The organism is Pseudomonas sp. GW822-FHT04H02 (genome assembly GCF_058800645.1).
In genome coordinates this window covers 129,097-154,690 of sequence record NZ_JBXAMM010000001.1, presented here as the reverse complement: position 1 = coordinate 154,690, position 25,594 = coordinate 129,097, and the positions used below count along the sequence as shown (strand labels likewise).

Here is a 25,594-nt window from a genome sequence, read left to right as displayed (position 1 = left end):
CCAGCCAGCGGCCCAGGTCGCCGGTGCGGTACATCAGGGCCGGCGCAGCGGTGCCGTGGGTCTGCTGGTGGAACGGGTCGATGAGGAACTTCTGCGCCGACAGGTCCGGACGGTTGAGGTAGCCCAGGGCCACGCCATCACCCCCGATGTACAGCTCCCCCACCACCCCCACCGGCAGCGGCTGGCCCAGGGCATCGAGCACGTACACCCGGGTGTTGGACAGCGGCCGGCCAATGGGCACGCTGTCGGCATCCGCCGCCAGCTCACCGGGCTCATGGGTCACGGCAAAGGTGGTGGTCTCGGTGGGCCCGTAGCCGTTGACCAGGCGCAAGTGCGGCAGCTCGGCCTGGATCCGCCGGAAGGCCGTGGCATCCGCCCGTTCGCCGCCACAGAGCAGCATGCGCAGCCCCTTGAAGGCCTGGGGAATCAGTTGCACGTACTGGTTGAACAGGCTGGTGGTGAGGAACAGCAGGCTGACCCCGGTGCGTTCCAGCAGCGAGCCGAAGGCGTGCGGGTCCAGCAATGTCGCGTGGTCCACCACCACGACCCGGCCACCGTTGAGCAGCGGCCCCCAGACCTCCAGGGTGCTGGCGTCGAAGGCCGGGTTGGAGGCGAAGGCCACCCGGTCCTCGGGGTTGAAATCGGCATAGCCGTTGTTGATCACCAGCCGGGTGATGGCCCGGTGCGGCACCCGCACGCCCTTGGGCGCTCCAGTGGAACCGGAGGTGTACATGACGTAGGCCACCGCCTCGGACGACAGCGCCAGGTTCGGGTTGTGCCCGGCCAGCCGGTCGAAGCGCAGACGGTCCAGGTCGACCCGTTGCACCGCGGCTTCCAGCACCCGCTCGCTGTGGCTGAGCAGCACCGGCGCCCCGCTGTCGGCCAGCATGAACCCCAGGCGCTCGGCCGGGGCATTGACGTCCAGCGGTACATAGGCGGCGCCGCACTTGCTCACCGCCAGTTGGCTCACCAGCAGGTCCAGGGAGCGCGGCAGCAGCAGCGCCACATGATCCCCGGGCTGCACCCCCAGTTGCAGCAGATGCTGGGCCAGTTGGTTGGCCCGGGTGTTGAGCTGGATATAGCTGAGCTGTTCGGCGCCCTGCACCGCTGCCACCTGCTGCGGCCGGGCCAGCACCTGCTCCTCGAAACACTGGTGCAGGACCTGCTCGCGCGGGTAGTCGCGCACCGTGTCGTTGAAGCCCTCCAGTACCTGCCGGCGCTCGGCCTGCGGCAGCACCGGCACCTGGCCGATGGCCTGTTCCGGTTGCTGCTCCAGGGCCAGCAGCAGCTGTTCCAGGGTGCCGTGCAGGTAGTCGCAGATGCGCCGGGCATCGATCCCGGCGGCCACGGCGGTGAGCATGAAGGCGTCCCCCAGGTCGTCGATGCTCAGGGTCAGCGGGTAGTTGCTGCGCTCCTGGGCATTGAGCAACTGCATGCCCTCCCAGGCACTGCCGGCCTGCCCCGCCTGGTTTGCCGCCGGGGCACTGTGGCGGTAGTTGAGCAGGCTGCTAAACAACGGTGTACCCGGCTCCACCCCACTGCAACGCTGGACCAGGGCCAGCGGCGCCTGTTCGTGGCCAAGCAGCTGCGCCAGCCGCTCATGGGTGGCCAGCAGGGCCTCGCGCACCGGCAACTCGCCCAGATCGACCCGCAGCGGCAAGGTGTTGATGAACACTCCCAGGGCCCGTTCGGCGCCCTCGCCGCCCTGCATCCGCCCCAGCAGCACGGTGCCGAACACCACCTGCTGCTGCCCCGCCAGGCTGCCCAGCACCCGGCCCCAGGCCAGGTGCATCAGGCTTGCGGCACTGACCCCCAGTTGCCGCGCCTGCAAGCGCAGGCGCCGGCTCAGCAGGCGGTCCAGGGGCTGGCGCGCTTCGCTGAGTTCGGCGCTGCCTCCCGGTACTTCCTGCAGGCCCAGCGGCAGGGTCGGCTGGTCGATATCGCCGAGCATCTGGCGGAAGAACGCCTCATGCTCGGCCTCGCCGATGCCCAGGCGCGCCTGGGCCACGTAGTTGCGGTACGGCACCGCTTCCCCCAGGCGCTGCTGCTGGCCCAGGAGGAAGGCTTGCAGTTCGTGCTGCAGCACCTCCAGGGCCACGTGGTCCATCACCAGGTGATGGAACAGCAGCAGGGCCACCACTCGCTGGTTCACCGGGTCGGCGGCATGCACCAGGCGCAGCAGCGGCGCCTGGGCGATGTCCAGGCGGTAGCGACGGCTGTCGAAGCGCGCCTGCAACTGGCCCAGCACCTCGCCGTCGCCAGGCTCCAGGGCGATCTCTTCGCAGCACAGCGGCGCCTGGCGCCAGACCACTTGCAGCGGCTGCTCCAGGCCTTCCCAGAGCACCGCGCTGCGCAGGATGTCATTGCGTTCGATCACCCCCTGCAAGGCCTGGGCGAAGGCCTGCAGGCGCTCGGTGCTGGCAAAGGCGAACTGCGCCTGCAACACATAGGGGTCACCCGCTCCAGCCGCCAGATGGTGGAACAGGATGCCGGCCTGCAACGGCGCCAGCGGGTAGATGTCCTGCACATTGGCGGTACCGCCGGGCACCGTGGCCACCACCCGGTCGATGGCGGCCTGGTCCAGTGCCAGCAGCGGCAGCAGGTCCGGGGTGATGCGCGGGCAGTCGCGGTAGATCAGGTTGGCCGGTACCTGCACCTCGCGACCGCGGCCCACGGCAGCGGCCAGGGCCGCCAGGGTCGGCTGGCCGAACAGCACCCGCACATCCGCCGAGAGCCCGGCCCGGCGCATGCGGCCGATCAGGCTCACCGCCAGCAGCGAATGGCCGCCCAGCTCGAAGAAGTGGTCGTGGCGCCCCACCCGCTCGACCTTGAGCAGCTCGGCCCAGAGTTGCGCCAGGAGGATCTCGGTGTCGCCCACCGGGGCCTCGTATTCGCGCACCTGGGCCGCCTCCAGCCCCGGGGCCGGCAGGGCCTTGCGTTCCAGCTTGCCATTGGGGCTCAGGGGCAGCGCCGCCAGGTGCACGAACAGCGCCGGCACCATGAACTCCGGCAGGTGTTCCAGCAGCGCCCGGCGCAGTTGTTCCACCGCCAGGGCCGGCTGCCCGGCAACGGTGGTGTAGTAGGCCACCAGGCGCTGGTCGCCCGGCACATCTTCCCGGGCCAGCACCACCGCTTCCTTGACCCCTTCGAGCTGGGTCAGGCGCGCCTGGATTTCCCCCAGCTCGATGCGCAGGCCACGGATCTTCACCTGGTCGTCGTTGCGCCCCAGGTACTCGATAGTGCCGTCGGCCAGGTAGCGGGCCAGGTCGCCGGTGCGGTACAGGCGCGCGCCCGGTTCCTGGCTGAACGGGTCCTTGAGGAAGCGTTCGGCGCTCAACTGCTCGCGGTTCAGGTAACCCCGGGCCACCTGCACCCCGCCGATGTACAGCTCGCCCACCACGCCTCGGGGCACCGGCTGCATCTGCCCGTCCAGCAGGTAGATGCGGGTATTGGCGATGGGCTTGCCGATGGGGGTGTTGTCCGGGGTCTGTGCCAGCGGGCCGGCGCAATCCCAGGCGGTGACGTCCACCGCCGCTTCCGTGGGGCCGTAGAGGTTGTGCAGCGCCACCTGCGGCAACTGCTGCTTGAAGCGCCGCACCAGGCTGCCCGGCAGCGCCTCGCCGCTGCACATCACCTGGCGCAGGCCGGCGCATTCGCGGGTGTCGCCATAGGCCAGGAATACATCGAGCATCGAGGGCACGAAGTGCAAGGTGCTGATGCGTTCATCACGGACCACCTGGCGCAGGTAGGCCGGGTCCTTGTGCCCATCGGGGCGCGCCATCACCAGCCGTGCGCCGGTGAACAACGGCCAGAAGAACTCCCAGACCGAGACGTCGAAACTGAACGGGGTCTTCTGCAATACCGCGTCCTCGGCAGTGAGACGGTACTGCTCCTGCATCCACAGCAGGCGGTTGACCACGGCCCGGTGCTCGTTCATCGCGCCCTTGGGCCGGCCGGTGGAACCGGAGGTGTAGATCACATAGGCCAGGTGGCTCGGGGTCAGGCCGTTGAGCCGCGGGTTGACCCGGGGCTGGCGGTGCCATTGCGGCTGGTCGAGATCCACCAGGGGCAGCGCCAGGTTGCCCAGCAGCGGCCGGGTCGCGCTATCGGCCAGCAGCGCCTGGGGCGCGCTGTCGTCGAGCATGTAGGCAATGCGTTCGGCGGGGTAGCCCGGGTCGATGGGCACATAGGCGCCGCCGGCCTTGAGGATGCCCAGCAGGCCCACCACCATGGGCAGCCCGCGCTCGACACAGATCGCCACCCGGCTGTCGGGGCCGACGCCCAGGTGCAGCAGGTGCCCGGCCAGCTGGTTGGCCTGCTGGTTGAGCTCGCGGTAGCTCAACTGCTGCTCGCCGGCCTGCACGGCGATGGCCTCGGGGCTGCGCAGCACCTGGGTCTCGAACAGCCCGTGCAGGGTCTGTTCCAGGGGGTAGTCGCGGGCGGTGGCATTGAAGCCGTGCAGCAGCTGTTCGCGCTCGGCGGCATCCAGCAGCGGCACCTGTGCCAGCAGCATCTGTTCATCGGCCACCATGGCCTGCAGCACCCGCTGCAGGTAGCCGGCATACCGCAGCATGGTGGTTTCATCGAACAGCGCCGTGGCGTATTCCAGGCTGCCTTCGATGCGGTCCTGCACCTCCCCCAGGCTCAGGGACAGGTCGAACTTGGCGAAGTGGCTGGCCTCGTGGATGCCCTCCAGTTGCAGGTCCCCCAGCTCCAGCTGCGGGCCGTCGCCGTTCTGCCAGGTGAACAGGGTCTGGAACAGCGGGCTGTGGGACAGGCTACGCAACGGCCGCAGGATCTCCACCACCTGCTCGAACGGCAGGTGCTGATGAGCCTGGGCCTCCAGGGTGCGGGCGCGGACCTGGGCCAGCAGCGCCTGGACCCGGGGCGCCGCCTCCAGGTCCAGGCGCAGGGCCAGGGTGTTGACGAACAACCCGATCAACCCTTCCACCTCGGCGCGCATGCGGTTGGCCACCGGGGTACCGATCACCACCTCGGACTGCCCCGAGAGCCGCCCCAGCAGCAGCGCCCAGGCGCCCATCAGGGTCATGTACAAGGTGGTGCCATGGCGCTGGCTCAGGGCGCGCAGGCCGGCGGTCAATTGCGCATCCAGACGCACCTCGACGCTGCTGCCGGCGTAGTCCTGCTGGGCCGGCCGTGGCCGGTCGGTGGGCAGCATGAGCAACGGCGGCGCCCCCTCCAGGGCCTGGCGCCAGTACTGCGCCTGCTGCTCCAGCACCGCGCCACTGAGCCAGTGCCGCTGCCAGTGGGCAAAGTCGCTGTACTGCACCGCCAGCGGCGCCAGGGGGTCGGGCAGGCCACGACTGAAGGCCTGGTACAGCGCCACCAGTTCCCGGGTCAGCACGCCCATGGACCAGCCATCGCTGACGATATGGTGCAGGGTCAGCAACAGCACATGGTGGTCGTCCGCCAGGCTGACCAGGCGCCCGCGGATCAGCGGCCCGCGTTGCAGGTCGAACGGCGCCGAGGCCTCGCCCTGCACCAGGGCCTGCAAGGCGTCGCTGGCCTGGGGGTGGCCCCGCAGGTTTTCCAGCAGCAGCTCCAGCCCGGATTCGGCCGGGGCGATCAGCACCTGGGCTTCGTCACCGTACTGGGCAAAGCGGCTGCGCAGGGTTTCATGGCGCGCGACGATGCGCTCCAGGGCCTGCTGCAGGGCCGCGCCGTCCAGTGGCCCGCGCAGGCGCAGGCCGATGGGAATGTTGTAGGCGGTGTTGGCCCCTTCCATCTGTGCCAGGAACCACAGGCGCTGCTGGGCGAAGGACAGCGCCAGCGGCTGGTTGCGCGGCGCCGGCAGCAGGTCCGGCAGGCTGCTGCGCTCGGCCCGGGCCAGGGCCGCGGCCACGGCGCACAGTTCGGCATTGGCGAACAGCTCGCCCAGGGCCAGCTCCACCCCCAGGCGCTGCCGCACCTGGGACAGCATGCGCATGGCCAGCAGCGAATGGCCGCCCAGTTCGAAGAAGTGATCGTGGCGCCCTACCCGCTCGACCTGCAGCAGCTCGCTCCAGATCTGCGCCAGGGCGATCTCGCTGTCGCCCTCGGGGGCCACATAGTCCCGGCTCAGCAGCGCCTCCAGCGGCGGTTGCGGCAACGCCCGGCGGTCGAGCTTGCCGTTGGCGGTCAGGGGCAAGGCAGCGAGGTGCACATAGGCCGCCGGCACCATGTACTCCGGCAGTTGCTCCAGCAGGCGCCTGCGCAGCTCGGCCGGGCTCGGCTCGGCGCCGGGGGTTGCACTGAAATAGGCCACCAGCCGGGTCTGCCCCGGCTGATCTTCCCGGGCCAGCAGCACCGCCTCGCGGATGCCCGGAAGGCGGTTGAGGCAGGTCTCGATCTCCCCCAGCTCGATGCGCACGCCACGCACCTTCACCTGGTCGTCGTTGCGCCCCAGGTAGTCGATGCGCCCGTCCGCCCGCCAGCGCGCCAGGTCGCCGCTGCGGTACATGCGTGCGCCCGGCACGGTGCTGAAGGGGTCTTCAAGAAAGCGTTCGGCCGTCAGCTCCGGGCGGTTGAGATAACCCCGGGCCACCCCGGCGCCGCCCACATACAGCTCACCGGCGACGCCGATGGGCACCGGCCGCTGCTGCGGGTCCAGCAGGTAGATCCGTGCATTGGCGATGGGCCGGCCGATGTCCAGGGGCCCGCCGGCCAGCAGCCGCCCGGAGCTGGCCACCACCGTGGTTTCGGTGGGGCCGTAGTTGTTGACCACGGCAAAACTCGGCTCCTGGCTGAACTGGCGCAGGCGGTCGCCGCCGATCAGCAGGGTGCGCAAGGTCGGGTGGCCCAGGCCCTGGCTGAAGGCGTATTCGGCCACCGGGGTCGGCAGAAAGCTCAGGTCCAGGGGCTGGGCCTGCCACCAGTGCAGCAGTTGGTCGAGGTCCTGGTGGCCGATACCGGCCGGCGGCAGGTGCAGGGTGGCGCCGCCGCACAGCGTCGGCCAGAGTTCCCAGGCCATGGCGTCGAAGCCGAAACCGGCGACGCTGGAGGCATGTCGCCCCGGCCCCAGGTCGAAGGCCTGGCAATGCCAGTCCAGCAGGTTTTCCAGGCTGGCATGCTCCACCATCACGCCCTTGGGCAGGCCGGTGGAACCGGAGGTGTAGATCACATAGGCCAGGTGCGCGCAGCTCATGCCCGGCACCTGCAGGTTGCCCTCGGGGCGGGCCTGCCACTCGGGCTGGTCGAGGTCCACCCGAACCATGGCCGGTTGGCCCACCAGGGCCCGGGTGCTGCCCTGCACCAGCAGCGCCAGCGGCGCGCTGTCCTGCAGCAGGTAGGCGATGCGTTCCGCGGGGTGACCCGGGTCGATGGGCACATAGGCGCCACCGGCCTTGAGAATCCCCAGCAGGCCGATCACCATCCCCGGCCCGCGCTCGACGCAGATCGCCACCCGCTGATCCGGGCCCACCCCCAGCTCCCGCAAGTGCCAGGCCAGTTGGTTGGCCCGGGCATTCAACTGGCCATAGCTCAGGCGCTGCGCGCCCACCTGCAGGGCCGTGGCCTCGGGCTGCCGAGCGGCAATGGCCTCGAAGCGCTGGGCCAGGGTCCGGCCCCGTGGGTAGTCCACGGCGCTGGCGTTGAAATCCTCCAGCAGTTGCCGGCGCTCGGTCTCATCCAGCCACTGCACCTGGGCCAGGCATTGCTGATCGTCGGCCACCATGGCCCGCAGCACCTGCACCAGGTAGGCGGCATAGCGCTGCACCGTGGCCTCATCGAACAGCGCGGTGGCGTAGTCCAGGGTTCCGCGGATCTGCCCCTGGTTTTCTCCCAGGCTCAGGGTCAGGTCGAACTTGGCCACCGCGCTGGCCCCGACCACACCTTCGAGTTTCAGGTCCCCCAGTTGCAGGTCCTGGGCGAAGTTGTCGACCCAGGTCAGCACCACCTGGAACAGCGGGCTGTGGGACAGGCTGCGCTGGGGCCGGACGATTTCCACCACCTGCTCGAACGGCAGGTCCTGGTGCGCCTGGGCCTCCAGGCTGCGGGCGCGGACCTGGGCCAGCAGCCCGCTCACGCTCTGCCCCGGGTCCAGGTCCAAGCGCAGGGCCAGGGTGTTGACGAAGAGCCCGATCAGCCCTTCCACCTCGGCGCGCATGCGGTTGGCCACCGGGCTGCCGATCAGCAGATCGTCCTGCCCCGAAAGGCGGCTCAGCAGCAGCCCCCAGCCGGCCAGCAGGGTCATGTAGAGGGTGCAGCCATGGCGCTGGCTCAGGGCCTTGAGCTGGTCGCTCAGGGCCCGGTCCAGCAGCAGCTCGATGCTGCCACCGCTGAAATCCTGCTGCTGCGGCCGCGGCCGGTCGGTGGGCAGCATCAGCAGGCTGGGCGCGCCGGCCAGGGCCTGGCGCCAGTAGTCGCTCTGCTGCTGCAGCACCTCGCCGCTGAGCCAGCGCCGTTGCCACAGGGCAAAGTCGCTGTACTGCACCGCCAGCGGCGCCAAGGGATCGGGCCGGCCCTGGCTGAAGGCCTCGTACAGGGCCACCAGCTCCCGGGTCAGCACGCCCATGGACCAACCATCGGCAACGATGTGGTGCAGGGTCAGGAGCAGCACATGGTGATCGTCCGCCAGGGCCAGCAGGCGCGCGCGGATCACCGGCCCCTGCTCCAGGTCGAAGGCCTGGGCGGCTTCGGCACGCACCCGCCCGGCCAGGGTCAGCGGCGCCTGGCGCAGGTCTTCCTCGTGCAGTTCCAGAGCGCTGTCCAGGGGCCCGATCAGCACCTGGGGCTGGTCCTCGACGCGCACGAAACGGCTGCGCAAGGTGGCGTGGCGGCTGACGATGGCCTGCAGCGCCTGGCGCAGCGCCGAGCGATCGAGCTGCCCGCGCAGGCCCAGGCCGATGGGAATGTTGTAGGCGCTGGCGGCACCGTCCATCTGCGCCAGGAACCACAGGCGCTGCTGGGCGAAGGACAGCGGCAGGTCGTGATCCTGCACCGCCGGGAAGATCTCCGGCAGATGGCTGCGCCCGGCGCGCTCCAGCACCGCGGCCACCGCGCTCAGCTCGGCATTGGCGAACAGCTCGCCCAGGGCCAGTTCCACCCCCAGGCGCTGGCGTACCTGGGACACCATGCGCATGGCCAGCAGCGAATGGCCGCCCAGCTCGAAAAAGTGATCCTGGCGCCCGACCCGCGGCAGGTGCAGCACCTCCTGCCAGATCGCGGCCAGGGTGGTTTCGGTGGCGCCTTGCGGGGCCTGGTATTCACGGCCAAACAGCGCCGCCTGATCCGGCGCCGGCAGGGCCTTGCGGTCGAGCTTGCCGTTGGCGGTCAGGGGCACGGCGTCGAGCCGTACATAAGCCACCGGCACCATGTAGTCAGGCAACTGCGCCAGCAGGTGGGCGCGCAACTGCGCCACGTCCAGGGCGACGTCCTGCTGCTGGGTGAAATAGGCCACCAGCCGCGGGTTGCCCGGCTGATCCTCGCGGGCCAGCAGCACGGCTTCCTGGATACCGGGGAACTGGCAGAGGCGGGTCTCGATTTCCCCCAGCTCGATGCGCACGCCGCGGATCTTCACCTGATCGTCGTTGCGCCCCAGGTAGTCGATGCGCCCGTCCGCCAGCCAGCGCGCCAGGTCGCCGCTGCGGTACATGCGCGCCCCAGGCTGGTCGCTGAAGGGATCGTCGAGAAAGCGTTCGGCGGTCAATTGCGGGCGGTTGAGGTACCCCCGGGCCACCCCGGCGCCGCCCACATACAGCTCACCGGCGACGCCGATGGGCACCGGGCGCTGCTGGGAATCCAGCAGGTAAATGCGCGCGTTGGCCACCGGCCGGCCGATGTCCAGCTCGCCACCGGCGTGGATCGGCCCGGAACTGGCCACCACCGTGGCTTCGGTGGGGCCGTAGTTGTTGATCAGGGCAAAGCCCTGGTCGTGGCTGAACTGGCGCAGGCGGTCGCCGCCGATCAGCAGCGTGCGCAGGCTCGGGTGGCCCTGCTCCTGGCTGAAGGCGTACTCGGCCACCGGGGTCGGCAGGAAGCTCACGTCCAGGGGCTGGGCACGCCACCAGGCGAGCAACGCATCCAGGTCCTCGCTGCCGTCCTGGGCCGGTGCCAGGTGCAGGGTCGCGCCCACACACAGCGCCGGCCAGACCTCCCAGGCCATGGCATCGAAACCGAAGCCGGCCAGGCACGAGGCCTGGCTGCCGGGACGCAGGTCGAAGGCCTGGCAGTGCCAGTCCACCAGGTTGCCCAGGGTCCGGTGCTCCACCATCACCCCCTTGGGCAGGCCGGTGGAGCCGGAGGTGTAGATCACATAGGCCAGGTTGGCCGCGCTCAGCCCCGGTACCTGGGTATTGTCCGCCGTCTGATCGAGCCACAACCGCTGGTTGAGTTCGATCACCGGCACCGCCAGGGCCGGCAGGCGCCCCAGCAGCTCGGCCTGGGTCAGCACCGCCCGCGGGCCGCAGTCCTGGAGCAGGTAGTTCAGACGCTCGGCCGGGTGGGCCGGGTCGATGGGCACATAGCAGGCCCCGGCCTTGAGAATCGCCAATAGGCCCACCACCGTTTCCAGGCTGCGCCGGGCAACGATGGCCACCCGGTCATCGGGCTGCACCCCCAGCCCGCGCAGTTGCCGGGCCAGGACATTGGCCTGTCGGTTGAGCTCGGCATAGCTCAGCGAGCGGCCCTGGTAGCAGGCCGCCAGGGCGTCTGGGGTGCGCTGCGCCTGGGCCTCGATGCGGCCATGGGTAGCCTGCCCCGGGGGGTAGTCCACCGCGCTGCGGTTGAAGCCTTCCAGCACCTGCTCGCGCTCCGCCACCGGCAGGATCGGCAACTGCTCCAGGGCCAGTTGCGGTGTCTGCTCCAGGGCCTGGGCCAGGTTCTCCAGGGTGCACAGCAGGTAGCCGAGGATGCGCCGCGGGTCGACCTGGGTGCTGGCCAGCAGGGTCAGGCTGAAATCCTGCCCGAGGTCGTCGACGCTCAGGGTCAGGGGGTAGTTGGTGCGCTCCTCGGAGCTCAGGGTGCTGATCCCGGCCCAGGCGGCCTGGGCCGCGGCACTGGCCCCGACAGCACTGTGCCGGTAGTTGAGCAAGGCGCTGAACAGCGGGGTCGGTGCGCTCACGCCGCTGCAACGCTGGGCCAGGGCCAGGGCCGCGTGTTCGTGGCGCAGCAAGGTGGTGAGCCGGGCGTGGGTGGCCTTGAGGGCCTCGCCCAGGCCCTGGCTGTCCACATCCAGGCGAAACGGCAAGGTGTTGATGAAGATCCCCAGGGCCCGCTCGGTGGCTTCGGCGCCTTGCAGGCGGCCCATCAGCACAGTGCCGAACACCACCTTGTGCTTGCCCGCCAGGGTGCCCAGCACCCGGCCCCAGGCCAGGTGGAACAGGCTGGCCGCGCTGACCCCGGCCAGCCGGGCCCGGGTCCGCAGGCGCTGGCTCAACTCGGTTGGCAGGGCCTGGGTGCATTCCTCGATGGCCCGGCCATCGCCCTGCACATCCTGCAGGCCGTAAGGCAGGGTCGGCTCGTCGATATCGCCGAGCATCTGGCGGAAGAACGCTTCGTGCTCCTGTTCGCTGATGCCCAGCCGCGCCTGGGCCACGTAGTTGCGAAACGGCATGGCCGGCCCCAGGCGCTCGGCCTGCCCGGAGAGGAAGGCCTGCATCTCGTGGCGCACCACATCCAGGGCGCTGTGGTCCAGGGCCATGTGGTGGAACAGCAGCATGGCGACGATGCGCTGCCCGGCTTCATCCCGGGCATGCACCAGGCGCAGCAGCGGCGCCTGGCTGACGTCCAGGCGATAGTGGCGGGCGTCGAAACGCGCATGCAACTGGGCCAGAACCTCACCGGCCGCAGGGTCGGTCTCGACCTCTTGCAGCTCCAGCCCGGCCTCGCGCCAGACCACCTGCATCGGCTGCTCCAGGCCATCCCAGAGCACCGCGGTGCGCAGGATGTCGTGCCGCGCAATGACCCCGCGCAGGGCCTCGGCAAAGGCTTCCAGGCGTTCCTCGCTGGCGAAGGCGAACTGCGCCTGCATCACATAGGGGTCGCCCTGCTGCGCACTGACGTGGTGGTAGAGAATGCCCTCCTGCAGGGGCGCCAGGGGGTAGATGTCCTGCACGTTGGCGACCCCGCCCGGGACGCTGGCGACAATGCGCTCGATGGCCTCCTGGTCGAGGTTGGCCAGGGGCAGCATCGCCGGGGTGATGCGGCTGATGCCCGGGGTGATGCCATTGGCCGGCACCTGCACCTGCCCGGCCTTGCTCGGCGAATACTGGCCGGCGCGGATCAGCTCGATCAGCTCCGGCTTGTGCTCGCGCAAGCGGGCCAGCAGCTGCGGTTCGCTCAGGGCCTGCTTGTTGCCCTGGACCACCAGCTGGTCGTCCTTGAGCACCAGTTGCACATCCTTTTCCTTCAGTGTCGCCAACAGTTCGATCACGCTCACAGGACGATCTCCATTCGTTCGGTCATGGCCGCGTAGGCCGCCAGGGTCGGCTGTTCGAACAACGCCCGGACATCGGCTTCCATGCCTAGCTCACGCATGCGGCTGATCAGGCTGACCGCCAGCAGTGAGTGCCCACCCAGTTCAAAGAAATGATCGTGACGCCCCACCCGCTCGACATTGAGCAGTTCGGCCCACAGCCGCGCCAGGGCGATTTCGGTGTCGCCCACCGGGGCCTCGTACTCGCGCACCTGGACCGCCTCCAGCCCCGGGGCCGGCAGTTCCTTGCGCGCCAGCTTGCCGTTGGCGCTCAGGGGCAGCGCCGCCAAGTGCACGAACAGCGCCGGCACCATGAACTCCGGCAGGTGCTGCAGCAGTTGCGTGCGCAGGTGCTCGACGGGCAGGCGCCGGGCGCTGTCGTGGGTGGTGTAGTAGGCCACCAGGCGCTGGTCGCCAGGCACATCCTCGCGGGCCAGTACCACCGCCTCCTTGACCTCCTCCAGCTGGGTCAGGCGCGCCTGGATCTCCCCCAGTTCGATGCGCAGGCCGCGGATCTTCACCTGGTCGTCGTTGCGCCCCAGGTACTCGATAGTGCCGTCGGCCTGATAGCGCCCGAGGTCGCCGGTGCGGTACAGGCGCGCCCCCGGTTCCTGGCTGAACGGGTCCTTGAGGAAACGTTCGGCGCTCAACTGCTCGCGGTTCAGGTAACCCCGGGCCACCTGCACCCCGCCGATGTACAGCTCGCCCACCACCCCCAGGGGCACCGGCTGCATCTGCGCGTCCAGCAGGTAGATGCAGGTATTGGCGATGGGCTTGCCGATGGGCGTGTGGTCCGGGGTATCGGCCAGCGGGCCGCTGCAATCCCAGGCAGTGACGTCCACCGCGGCCTCCGTGGGGCCGTAGAGGTTGTGCAATGCCACCTGTGGCAGTTGCTGCTTGAAGCGCCGCACCAGGCTGCCCGGCAGTGCCTCGCCGCTGCACATCACCTGGCGCAGGCCCAGGTCCTCGGCGCCCTCGCCCTGGGCCAGGAACACATCGAGCATCGAGGGCACGAAGTGCAAGGTGCTGATGCCCTGCTCGCGGATCACCTGGCGCAGGTAGGCCGGGTCCTTGTGCCCGTCGGGGCGCGCCATCACCAGGCGCGCGCCGGTGAACAGCGGCCAGAAGAACTCCCAGACCGAGACGTCGAAACTGAACGGGGTCTTCTGCAACACCGCGTCCTCGGTGCCAAGGCGGTACTGCGCCTGCATCCACAACAGGCGGTTGACCACGGCCCGGTGCTCGTTCATCGCGCCCTTGGGCTGGCCGGTGGAACCGGAGGTGTAGATCACATAGGCCAGGTGCCCCGGGGTCAGCCCCTCTACTTGCGGGTTGCCCGGCGCCGGCCCGCTCCAGGCCAACTGGTCGAGGTCCACCAGGGGCCGCGCCAGTTCGCCGAGCAATGCCCGGGTCGCGCCCTGGGCCAGCACCGCCAGGGGCGCGCTGTCGTCGAGCATGTAGGCGATGCGTTCGGCGGGGTAGCCCGGGTCGATGGGCACATAGGCGCCGCCGGCCTTGAGGATCGCCAGCAGGCCGACCACCATTTCCAGCCCGCGCTCGACACAGATCGCCACCCGGCTGTCGGGGCCGACGCCCAGGTGCAGCAGGTGCCCGGCCAGCTGGTTGGCGCGCCGGTTGAGTTCGCCGTAGCTCAGCTGCTGCTCGCCGGCCTGCACCGCAGTGGCCTCGGGGCTGCGCCGTACCTGGGCCTCGAACAGCCCGTGCAGGGTCTGCTCCAGGGGGTAATCCACGGCCGTGGCGTTGAACCCTTGCAGCAGGTGCTGACGCTCCTGCGGCGGCAGGATCGGCACCTCGCGCAGGGGCCGCTGCGGCGCCGTCTCCAGGTTCTCCACCAGGGCCAGCAGGGCCTGCTGCATGTAGCCGCAGATACGCTCGGCACCGATCCGCGCCAGGGTCATGGCGGTGAGACGGAACCCCTGGCCCAGGTCGTCGACGTTGAGGCTCAGGGGGTAGTTGGTGCGCTCCTCGCTGTGCAGGGTCTCGATGCCCTGCCAGGCCTGTTGCACGGCCTGGCTCGGCACCCCGTCGCTGCCGTGGCGGTAGTTGAGCATGGCACTGAACAGCGGCAGCGGCGCGGCCACCCCGCTGCAACGCTGGGCCAGGGCCAGGGAGGCGTGTTCATGACCCAGCAGAGCACTGAGCCGGGCGTGGGTGTCCTTGACCGCGGCACGGCTGCCACGCGCATCCAGGTCGACCCGCAGCGGCAAGGTGTTGATGAACATGCCCAGGGCCCGGTCAGCGCCCTGCCCGGCGCTCAGGCGCCCCAGCAGCACGGTGCCGAACACCACCCGGTCCTGGCCCGAGGTGACGCTCAGGACCCGGGCCCAGGCCAGGTGGAACAGGCTCGCCGCACTCACCCCCAGCAACCGGGCCTGGGTCCGCAGGCGCGCACTCAGTGACGGCTCCAGGGCCTGCTGGCGCTCTTCAATGGCATCGCCATCGCCCTGCACGTCCTGCAGGCCGAACGGCAGGGTCGGCTCATCGATATCGCCGAGCATCTCGCGAAAGAATGCCTCGTGCTCTTCACGGCTCACACCCAGGCGCGCCTGGGCCACGTAGTTGCGATAGGGAATCGCCGTGCCCGCGGGCGACTGCCCCAGCAGGCAGGCCTGGATTTCCTCGCGCACCACCTCCAGGGCGGTGTGGTCCAGGGCCATGTGATGGAACAGCAGGATGGCGACGATGCGCTGGCGGGCCGGGTCCTGGGCATACACCAGGCGCATCAGCGGCGCCCGGGTCAGGTCCAGGCGCAGGTGCCGGGCATCGAAGCGCGCCTGCAGTTGCTCCAGGACCTCGCCCTGGGCGGGGTTCGCTTGCACCTCTTGCACCTGCACCCCTGCCTGGCGCCAGACCACTTGCAGCGGCTGCTTCAGGCCTTCCCAGAGCACCGCGGTGCGCAGGATGTCGTGGCGCTCGACCACCCGCTGCAGGGCTGCGGCGAAATCATCCAGGCGTTGCCGGCTGGCGAAGGCCAGCTGCGATTGCAGCAGGTAGGGGTCGCCCTGCCGGGCACTCAGGTGGTGATAGAGGATGCCCTCCTGCAACGGCGCCAGGGGGTAGATGTCCTGCACGTTGGCCACGCCGCCGGGCACGCTGGCCACCACTCGGTCGATGGCTTCCTGCTCCAGTTCCACCAGCGGCAGCAGGTCCGGGGTGATGCGCGGGCAATCCGCGGTGATCCGGTTGGCCGGGACCGCGACCTCGCGGCCACTGCCCACCGCAGCCGCCAGCGCAGCCAGGGTCGGCTGGCCGAACAGCACCCGCACGTCGGCGTCCAGGCCGATCTGGCGCATGCGTTCGATCAGGCTCACCGCCAGCAGCGAATGCCCGCCCAGTTCGAAGAAGTGATCATGGCGCCCCACCGCCTCCACCTGCAGCACCTCGCTCCAGATCCGCGCCAGGGCCTGTTCCACCTCGCCTTCGGGGGCCACGAATTCCCGGTTCAGCCAGGCCTCTTCCCCCGGCGGTGGCAGGGCCTTGCGGTCGAGCTTGCCGTTGGCGGTCAGGGGCATGGCCGGCAGGCGCACATAGGCCACCGGCAGCATGTAGTCCGGCAGCCGGCCTTGCAGGTGGTCGCGCAGGTCTTCGGCGGCGGCTTGCACGCCCTCGGTACGGGAAGTGAAATAGGCCAGCAGGCGCCCCTCGCGGACCAGCACCAGGGCTTCCTTGAGGGCCGGATGGGTGAGCAGCGCCGCCTCGATTTCCCCAGGTTCGATGCGCATGCCGCGCACCTTCACCTGGTCGTCGTTGCGCCCCAGGTAGTCGAGGTTGCCGTCGGCGCGCCAGCGGGCCAGGTCACCGGTGCGGTACATGCGTGCCTCGGGCTCGGCGCTGAAGGGGTCGTTGAGAAAGCGTTCAGCGGTCATTTGCGGGCGGTTGAGGTAACCCCGGGCCACCCCGGCCCCGGCCACATACAGCTCGCCACTGACCCCCTGGGGCACCGGGCGCTGCAGTTCGTCCAGCAGGTAGAGCCGCGCATTGGCCACGGGCCGGCCGATATGCAGGGCGCTACCGGCCTCGATCCGCCCGGAGCTGGCCACCACCGTGGCTTCGGTGGGGCCGTAGTTGTTGATCACTGCAAAACCCGGGTCGGCGGCGAACTGGCGCAGGCGGTCGCCACCGATCAGCAAGGTGTCCAGTGTGGGGTGGCCGAGCCCCTGGCTGAAGGCGTATTCGGCCACCGGGGTCGGCAGGAAGCTGACATCCAGGGGCTGGGCGCGCCACCAGTGCAGCAGCGCTTCGATATCCTGGCTGCCCACTTCGGCGGGCGGCAGGTGCAGGGTCGCGCCGCTGCACAGGGTCGGCCAGACCTCCCAGGCCATGGCGTCGAAGCCCAGGCCGGCGACGCTGGAGCTGTGCCGCCCCGGGCCCAGGTCGAAACTCGCGCAGTGCCAGTGCACCAGGTTTTCCAGGCTCTGGTGCTCCACCATCACGCCCTTGGGCAGGCCAGTGGAACCGGAGGTGTAGATCACATAGGCCAGGTGCGCCGGGGTCAGGTGCGGCAGCAGCGGGTTGCCCAGCTCGGCCTCCTGCCAGGCAACCCCATCGAGATCGATCGACACCACCGCAAGGCTGCCCGGCAGCTCGCGGGTGGCGCTTTGCACCAGCACTGCCAGCGGCGCGCTGTCCTGCAGCAGGTAGGCAATGCGTTCGGCCGGCAGGCTCGGGTCGATGGGCACATAGGCTGCCCCGGCCTTGAGGACCGCCAGCATGCCCCGCAACAAGTGCGGCCCGCGTTGCAGGCACAGGGCCACGCGATCGTCTGGGTGCACGCCCAACTCCAGCAGTTGCCGGGCCAGCTGATTGGCCTGCTGGTTGAGCTGGCGGTAGCTCAGGCGCAACGGCCCCTGTACCAGCGCCACGGCGTCGGGAGCCTGTGCCGCTCGCGCCTCGAACAGCCCGTGCAGGGTCTGCCCGCGGGGGTAGTCGGCGGTGCTGGCATTGCAGCCCTCCAGCAGTTGCTCGCGCTCTTGTGGCGGCAGCACCGAGCACTGTTCGAGGGCCGCCTGCGGGTTGTGTTCCAGGGCCTGGGCCAGTTGCTCCAGGGCACTTTGCATATAAGCGCCGACACGCTGCGCACCGATTCCGGCCTGGGCCAGCAGCGCCAGGCTGAAGCCTTCGCCCAGGTCATCGACGCTGAGGCTCAGCGGGTAGTTGCTGCGCTCCTCGCCCCCCAGCAGTTCGACGCCCTGCCAGATATCCAGGCCGTCCGGCGCCGCCGTGTTCGGCACGCTGTGGCGGTAGTTGAGCAAGGTATTGAACAGCGGCGCGCCGGCCGCCACCGCGCTGCAGCGCTGGGCCAGGGCCAGGGAGGCGTGCTCATGGCCGAGCAAGGCGCTGAGCCGGGCGTGGGTGGCCTTGACCGCGGCATGCACGCTGCCCTGCACATCGACCCGCAGCGGCAGGGTATTGATGAACACCCCCAGGGCGCGGTCGGCGCCCGCGCCGCCCTGCATGCGGCCCATCAGCACGGTGCCGAACACCACCTGGCGACGGTTGGCCAACTGCCCCAGCACCAGGCCCCAGGCCAGGTGCATCAGAGCCGCGGCGCTCACCCCCAGGTGCCGCGCCTGTTGCCGCAGGCGCTGGCTCAGGGCCTCGGGCAGCACCAGCTCGGCCTCTTCGATACCCAGGCCGTCACCCTGTACATCCTCTACGCCGAAGGCCAGGGTCGGCTCGTCGATGTCCCCGAGCATGTCGCGAAAGAACGCCTCGTGTTCCGCCTGCCCGGCACCCAGGCGTGCCTGGGCCACATAGTTGCGGTACGGCACCGGTGTGCCCAGGTGCTGCGCGCGGTCGAACAGCAGGTCGCGCATTTCCTCGCCGATCACCTCCATGGCGGTGTGATCCAGGGCCAGGTGGTGGAACAGCAGGATCGCCGGCACCCGCTGCTGCCCGGGCTCTCGCGCATAGACCAGGCGGATCAGCGGCGCCTGGGCCAGGTCCAGGCGCCAGTGACGGGCGTCGAAGCGCTGCTGCAACTGCGCCAGCAGGTCGCCCTCGGCCGGGTCCAGGTGCTGTTCCTCGACCCGGAGCTCGGCATGGCGCCAGACCACTTGCAGCGGTTGCGGCAGGCCTTCCCAGAGCACCGCAGTGCGCAGGATGTCATGGCGCGTGATGACCTGCTGCAGGGCCCCGGCGAAACGCTGCAGGCGCTCCAGGCTGTCGAAGGCCAGGCGCGATTGCAGCAGGTAGGGGTCGCCCTGCCCGGCGCTCAGGTGGTGATAGAGAATGCCCTCCTGCAACGGCGCCAGGGGGTAGATGTCCTGCACATTGGCCACGCCGCCCGGCACGCTGGCCAGCACCCGGTCGATGGCCTCCTGGTCCAGTTCCACCAGGGGCAGCAGGTTCGGGGTGATGCGCGGGCAATCAGCGCTGATGAGGTTGGCCGGCACCTGCACTTCCCGGCCGCTGCCCACGGCATCGGCCAGGGCGGCCAGGGTCGGCTGGCTGAACAGCACCCGCACATCGGCGCTCAGGCCGATCTGGCGCATGCGCTCGATCAGGCTCACCGCCAGCAGCGAGTGCCCGCCCAGCTCGAAGAAGTGGTCGTGGCGCCCCACCTGCTCCACCTTGAGCAGCTCGCTCCAGATCCGCGCCAGGGCGATTTCCACCTCGCCTCGGGGGGCGACGAATTCACGGCTGAGCAAGGCCGACGGGGCCGGCGCCGGCAGCGCCTTGCGGTCCAGCTTGCCGTTGTTGGTCAGGGGCAAGGCCTGCAACTGCACGTAGGCCAGGGGCACCATGTAGTCCGGCAGTTGCTGCTGCAGGGCCGCGCGCAGGGCTTCGGCCGGCAGCGGCGCGGCGTCCGCCTGCAGGGTGTAGTAGGCCACCAGGCGCTTGTCCCCGGGCTCGTCTTCCCGGGCCAGGACCACGGCCTCCTTGACCCCGGCGCAGGCAGTGAGGCGCGCCTCGATTTCCCCCAGTTCGATGCGCAGGCCACGGATCTTCACCTGATCGTCGTTGCGCCCCAGGCATTCGAGCAGGCCGTTGCCCAGCCAGCGGCCAATGTCCCCGGTGCGGTACAGCAAGGCCCCGGGCTGTTCGCTGAAAGGGTCGCGGATAAATTTCTCGGCGTTGAGTTCGGGGCGGTTGAGATAACCCAGGGCCACGCCGTCGCCGCCGATCACGATCTCCCCCGGGGCACCGATGGGCAGCGGCCGCTGCTGGGCGTCCAGGACATACACCCGGGTGTTGCCGATCGGCCGGCCGATGGGCACGTGCTCCGCGTCATCGGCCAGGGCGGTGACTTCATGGGTGGTGGCGTAGGTGGTGGTTTCGGTGGGGCCGTAGCAGTGCACCAGGCGCAGCCGCGGCGCCAGCGCCAGCAGGCGGCGAAAGGCCGCCGGGTCGGCACGCTCGCCGCCGCAGAGGAGAATCCGCAGGCCCTTGAGGGCCTCGGGAATCAGTTGCACGTACTGGTTGAACAGCGCCGTGGTGACAAACAGCACCGTGGCCCCGGCCGTGCTCAGGGCCCGGCCGAAACGCGCAGGTTCCAGCAGGGTGTAGTGATCGATCACCAGCACCCGGCCGCCATTGAGCAAGGCGCCCCAGACATCCATGGTGCTGGCGTCGAAGGCCGGGTTGGAGGCGAAGGCCACCCGGTCCTCGGGGTTGAAATCGGCATAGCCGTTGTTGAGCACCAGGCGGCTGATGGCCCGGTGCGGCACCTGCACGCCCTTGGGCACGCCGGTGGAGCCGGAGGTGTACATGATGTAGGCCACGGTCTCGGACGACTGCGCCAGGTCCGGGTTGTGCCCGGGCAATGGCGCCAGTTGCAGGCGGTCCAGGTCGACCCTTCTGGCCGGGCACGCAAGCACCTGGTCGCTGCGGCTGAGCAGCAGCACGCTGGCGCTGTCTTCCACCATGAAGGCCTGGCGCTGGGCCGGGGCGTTGATATCCAGGGGCACATAGGCCGCGGCGCATTTGCAGACGGCCAGTTGGCTCACCAGCAGGTCCAGGGACCGGGGCAACAGGATCGCCACCCGGTCGCCGGGCTGCAGTCCGAGCTCCAGCAGGTGCCGGGCCAACTGGTTGGCCCGGGTATTGAGCTCGCCGTAGCTGAGCTGCGCCTGGCCTTCGACCGCCGCCACCCGCTGCGGGTGGGCCTGGGCCTGGGCCTCGAACAGCCGGTGCACGGTGTGCTGGCGCGGGTAGTCGCGGGTGCTGGCATTGAACTCCAGCAATACCTGGCGGCGCTCGGCCGCCGGCAGTACCGGGATGTCCTCCAGGGCCAGGGCCGGGGTCTGCTCCAAGGCCTGGGCGAGGTGTTCCAGCACGCACTGCAGGTAGCCACAGACCCGATCGCCGTCCACCTGCGCCACGGCCTGCACGGTCAGGCGCAGGCCGTGGGCGTCATCGTCGATATTCAGCGCCAGGGGGTAATTGCTGCGCTCCCGGGAGTCGAGCACGCGGATCCCCTCCCAGCTCGCCGGCCCCTGCTGCGCGGTGTCGGCAGCGCTGTGGCGGTAGTTGAGCAGGCTGTTGAACAGGGGCAGCGATGCCGGCACGCCGCTGCAGCGCTGGGCCAGGGCCAGGGAGGCGTGCTCGTGGCCCAGCAATCGGGCCAGCCGGGCATGGGTGGCGCGCAAGGCCTCGGCCACACCCTGCCCCCCGACACTGACCCGCAACGGCAAGGTGTTGATGAACATGCCCAGGGCCCGGTCGGCACCGGCGCCGCCCTGCATCCTTCCCAGCAGCACGGTGCCGAACACCACGTCATCGCGGCCCGCCAGTTGCCCCAGCACCCGGCCCCAGGCCAGGTGCAGCAGGCTGGCCAGGCTCACTCCCAGGTGCCGCGCCTGCTCCCGCAGGCGCCGGCACAGCGCCGGGTCGAGGCGCAGTTGACGCTCCCGGATGCCGCTGCCGTCGCGCTGCACGTCCTGCAGGCCGAAGGCCAGGGTCGGCTCGTCGATGTCCGCCAGCATCTCGCGAAAGAACGCCTGGTGCTGCTCCTCACCATGGCCCAGGCGCGCCTGGGCCACATAGTTGCGGTACGGTGCCGGCGCCGGCAACTGCGCGGCGGCGCCCTGCAGCACCGCGCTGATCTCCTCCACCAACACCTCCAGGGAGCTGTGGTCCAGGGCCAGGTGGTGGAACAACAGCAGGCCCAGCCAGCGCTGCTGCCCCGGGTCCGCGGCGCAGGCCAGTTGCAGCAGCGGCGCCCGGCTCAGGTCCAGGCGGTAGCGACGGGGGTCGAAACGCGCCTGCAGCTGCTCCAGCACCGGGCCCTGGGCCGGGTCCGTCTCGACCACCTGAATGTCCAGGGGCGCCTGGCGCCAGACCACCTGCACCGGCTGTTCCAGGCCTTCCCAGGCCATGCTGCTGCGCAGGATGTCGTGGCGCGCGATGACCTGCTGCAAGGCCAGGGTGAAGGTTTGCAGGGCGTCTTCGCCGGCAAATTCGAACTGCACCTGGAGCACATAGGGATCGCCCTCGGCGCTGCTCAGGTGGTGATAGAGGATCCCCGCCTGCAAGGGCGCCAGGGCATAGATGTCCTGGACGTTGGCGGCGCCGCCGGGCACCCGCGCCAGCAGCCGGTCGATGGCGGCCTGATCGAGGTCCGCCAGGGGCAGCAGGTCCGGGGTGATGTGGCGGCAATCGGCGGCGATGCGGTTGGCTGGCACCTGCACCTCGCGCTGCCCGCCCACGGTCGCCGCCAGCGCGGCCAGGGTCGGCTGGCCGAACAGCACCCGCACATCGGCGCACAGGTCCACCTGGCGCATGCGCTCCATCAGCTTGACCGCCAGCAGCGAGTGCCCGCCCAGCTCGAAGAAGTTGTCCTGGCGCCCGACCTGCGGCAAGCCCAGCAGCTCTTGCCAGATCGTCGCGATGGCCTGTTCCACCTCGCCCTGGGGCGCTGCATATTCACGCCGGGCCAGGGCCTGGCTGTCCGGCGCCGGCAGGGCCTTGCGGTCGAGCTTGCCATTGGGGGTCAGGGGCCAGGCCTGCAACGTCACGAAGGCGCTGGGCAGCATGTGCTCGGCCAGGCTCTGTTGCAGTTGCTCGCGCAGTTGCGCAGCGCTGGCAGCGGCCCCGGGCCGGGGGATCACATAGGCCACCAGGCGCTTGTCCCCCGGGGTGTCTTCCCGGGCGATCACTACCGCTTCGCGCACCCCGTCGCAGGCCGCCAGGCGGGCCTCGATCTCCCCCAGCTCGATGCGAAAGCCGCGGATCTTCACCTGGTCATCGTTGCGCCCCAGGTACTCCAGGCTGCCGTCGCTGCGCCAGCGCGCCAGGTCGCCGGTCTTGTACAGCCGCGCCCCCGGCTCGTGGCTGAAGGGGTCGGCGATAAAGCGCTCGGCGGTCAGCTGATCGCGGTTGAGGTAGCCCCGGGCAACCCCGGCGCCGCCCACATACAACTCACCCACCACGCCGCTGGGCAGCGGCTCGCGGTGGGCATCGAGCACATACAGTTGCAGGTCGGGAATGCGCCGGCCGATGGGGCTGCTGCCCACCAGCTGGGCATCCGCCGCCTGCAACGGGCGATAGGTCACGTGCACCGTGGTTTCGGTGATGCCGTACATGTTCACCAGCTGGGTGCCGACGTTTTCCAGGTGGGCATACCAGGGCTTGAGCATCCCCGGTTCCAGGGCCTCGCCGCCGAAGATCACCTGGCGCAGGGAGTGCTTGAGGGGGCTCTGGTCCTGGGCCGCGATCAGCGAACGGAAGGCGCTGGGGGTCTGGTTGAGGATGCTCACCCGGGCTTCGCAGAGCAGCCGGTAGCAGTCATCCGGCGAACGGCTGACGGCCTGGGGCACCACCAGCAACTGGCCGCCATGCACCAGCGCCCCCCAGATCTCCCACACCGAGAAATCGAAGGCGAAGGAATGGAACAGCGCCCACACGTCCCGCCAGTTGAAGTCGAACCAGTCGCGGGTGGCGCTGAACAGCCGGGCCACGTTGCGGTGCTCCACCATCACCCCCTTGGGCAGGCCGGTGGAGCCCGAGGTGTAGATCACATAGGCCAGGTGGGCCGGGGTCAGCCCCGGCACTTCGGGGTCCTCCTGGGCTTCATGGGCCAGGGTGCGGCTGTCGAGGTCGACCAGCGGCACCCGCAGGTCGGCCACCAGGGACTGGGTGCCGGCCTGCACCAGCAGCGCCACCGGGTCGCTGTCCTGCAGGGTGTAGGCGATGCGCTCGCGGGGGTAGGCCGGGTCGATGGGCACGTAGGCGCCACCGGCCTTGAGGATGCCCAGCAGGCCGACGATCATTTCCACGCCGCGCTCGACACAGATCGCCACCCGCTGGTCCGGGCGTACGCCCAGCGCCAGCAAACGGTGGGCCACCTGGTTGGCGCGCCGGTTGAGCTCGCCGTAGCTCAGCCGCAGCTCGCCGAACAGTAGCGCCGGGGCCTCGGGCTGGACCCGGGCCTGGGCTTCCACCTGCTGGTGGATCAGCGGGCTGTCCGGGTAGTGCCCCAGCGGCGTGTTCAGGCCCTGCAACAGGTAGCGGCGCTCGCTGGCCGGGAGCATCTCCAGGCTGTACAGCGGTGCCTGCGGAGTGCTCTGCAAGGCCAGGGCCAGGCTCTCCAGGGCGGTCAGCAGGTAGCCGGCGATGCGTTCGGCGCCCAGTTGCCGATCCACCAGGGCGGTGATGCAAAAATCCTCTCCCAGGTCATCGATGTTGATGGTCAGCGGGTAGTTGGTGCGTTCTTCGGCGCCCAGCACCTGGATGCCCGGGGCCACCTCCTGCACCTGGGCGCCATCGGCGGCGTGGCTGTGGCGGTAGTTGAGCATGGCGCTGAACAGCGGCGTCGGCGCACTGACCCCGCTGCAGCGCTGGGCCAGGGCCAGGGACGCATGCTCATGGGCGAGCAAGGCACTGAGCCGCTGATGGGTGGCCAGGACCCCGGCGCGCACGCCCTGGGCGCCGACATCCACCCGCAGCGGCAAGGTGTTGATGAACATGCCCAGGGCCCGCTCGCCGCCTTCGCCGGCCTCCATGCGGCCCAGCAGCACGGTGCCGAACACCACCGCTTCGCGCCCCGACAGCTGGCCCAGCACCCGGGCCAGGGCCAGGTGCATCAGGCTGGCGCTGCTCACCCCCAGTTGCCGGGCCTGGGCCCGCAGGCGCTGGCTGAGCTCCCGGTCCAGGGTCAGCCGGGCCTCTTCGATCACCCGCCCGACGCCCTGCACATCCCCCAGGCCGCACGGCAGGGTCGGCTCGTCGATATCGCCGAGCATCTCGCGAAAGAAGCGTTCGTGGGCCGCCTCGCTGCGGCTTGCCAGGGCCTGGGCCAGATGGTTGCGAAACGGTACCGGGGCCGGCAGGCGCTCGCTGTGCCCTTGCAGGCGGGCGTGGATTTCCTGGCGTACCAGGTCCAGCGCGGAGTGATCCAGGGCCAGGTGATGGAACAGCAGCAGCGCCACCTGGCGCTGGTTGGCCGGGTCCTCGGCGTGCACCAGGCGCAGCAGCGGCGCCTGACGCAGGTCCAGGCGAAAGTGCCGGGAGTCGTAGCGGGCCTGCAACTGGCCGAGCACATCGCCGTCGGCCGGGTCCAGCGCCACGGCCTCGATCACCAGCGGCGCCTGGCGCCAGACCACCTGCAACGGCTCATCCAGGCTTTCCCAGGCGATGGCGGTACGCAGGATGTCGTGGCGGTCGATGACCCATTGCAAGGCTTCGGCGAAGGCTTGCCGTCGCTCGGCACTGGCAAAGGCGAAGCGCGCCTGCAGCACATAGGGGTCGCCCTGGGCGGCGGACAAATGGTGATAGAGCATGCCCTCCTGCAGCGGCGCCAGGGGGTAGATGTCCTGCACGTTGGCGGCGCCACCGGGCACTGCGGCGACGATGCGCTCGATGGCGGGCGGGTCCAGCTGCACCAGGGGCAGCATGTCCGGGGTGATCCTGAAGGCCGGGCTCAGCCAGCTGCCGCCCTGGCCGTCGAGCAGTTCCAGGAGCCGGGCCTTGTGCTGCACCAGGCTGTCCCAGAGCCCGTCGTCCAGCGCCTCGTCATCGCCCTGGACGAGCAGGTCCTCCTGTTCCCGTTGAAGACGGATCGCCAGGGTCGAAAGCACTGCCATCAATTCGCTGAACTGCATCTTGTAACCTGCCTGAGAATTCGGAAACGGTTGAAGAGAACGTCCTTGTTTCAGATGCAACCTTTCACCGGCGCCCCGCTGCCCGGACGGGCGACAAGCGCCGCTGCCAGGCACCGCG

Annotated in this window: 2 protein-coding genes (1 of these 2 cut by a window edge); both read right to left on the bottom strand. The window is 70.0% G+C overall.

Annotated elements, in window-relative coordinates; genetic code table 11:
• Positions 1-12,376: the 5' portion of an orfamide A non-ribosomal peptide synthetase OfaC gene (ofaC, locus tag AC1RMG_RS00760; protein WP_493167975.1), read on the bottom strand. The gene continues 2,330 nt to the left of window position 1, outside the view; 12,376 of the gene's 14,706 nt are visible here — the first part of the coding sequence; its start codon is at positions 12,374-12,376; its stop codon lies beyond the left edge, outside the window.
• Positions 12,373-25,476 (bottom strand): orfamide A non-ribosomal peptide synthetase OfaB, encoded by a 13,104-nt coding sequence (gene ofaB / locus AC1RMG_RS00755; RefSeq protein WP_493167973.1) that lies wholly within the window; start codon positions 25,474-25,476, stop codon positions 12,373-12,375. The genes ofaC and ofaB overlap by 4 nt, the downstream gene beginning before the upstream one ends.
• Between the last annotated feature and the right edge of the window lie 118 nt (positions 25,477-25,594).

What these genes read in the sequence shown, in the direction of transcription:
- ofaB (WP_493167973.1), bottom strand. Translation starts at nt 25,476, where the DNA reads ATGCAGTTCAGCGAATTGATGGCAGTGCTTTCGACCCTGGCGATCCGT.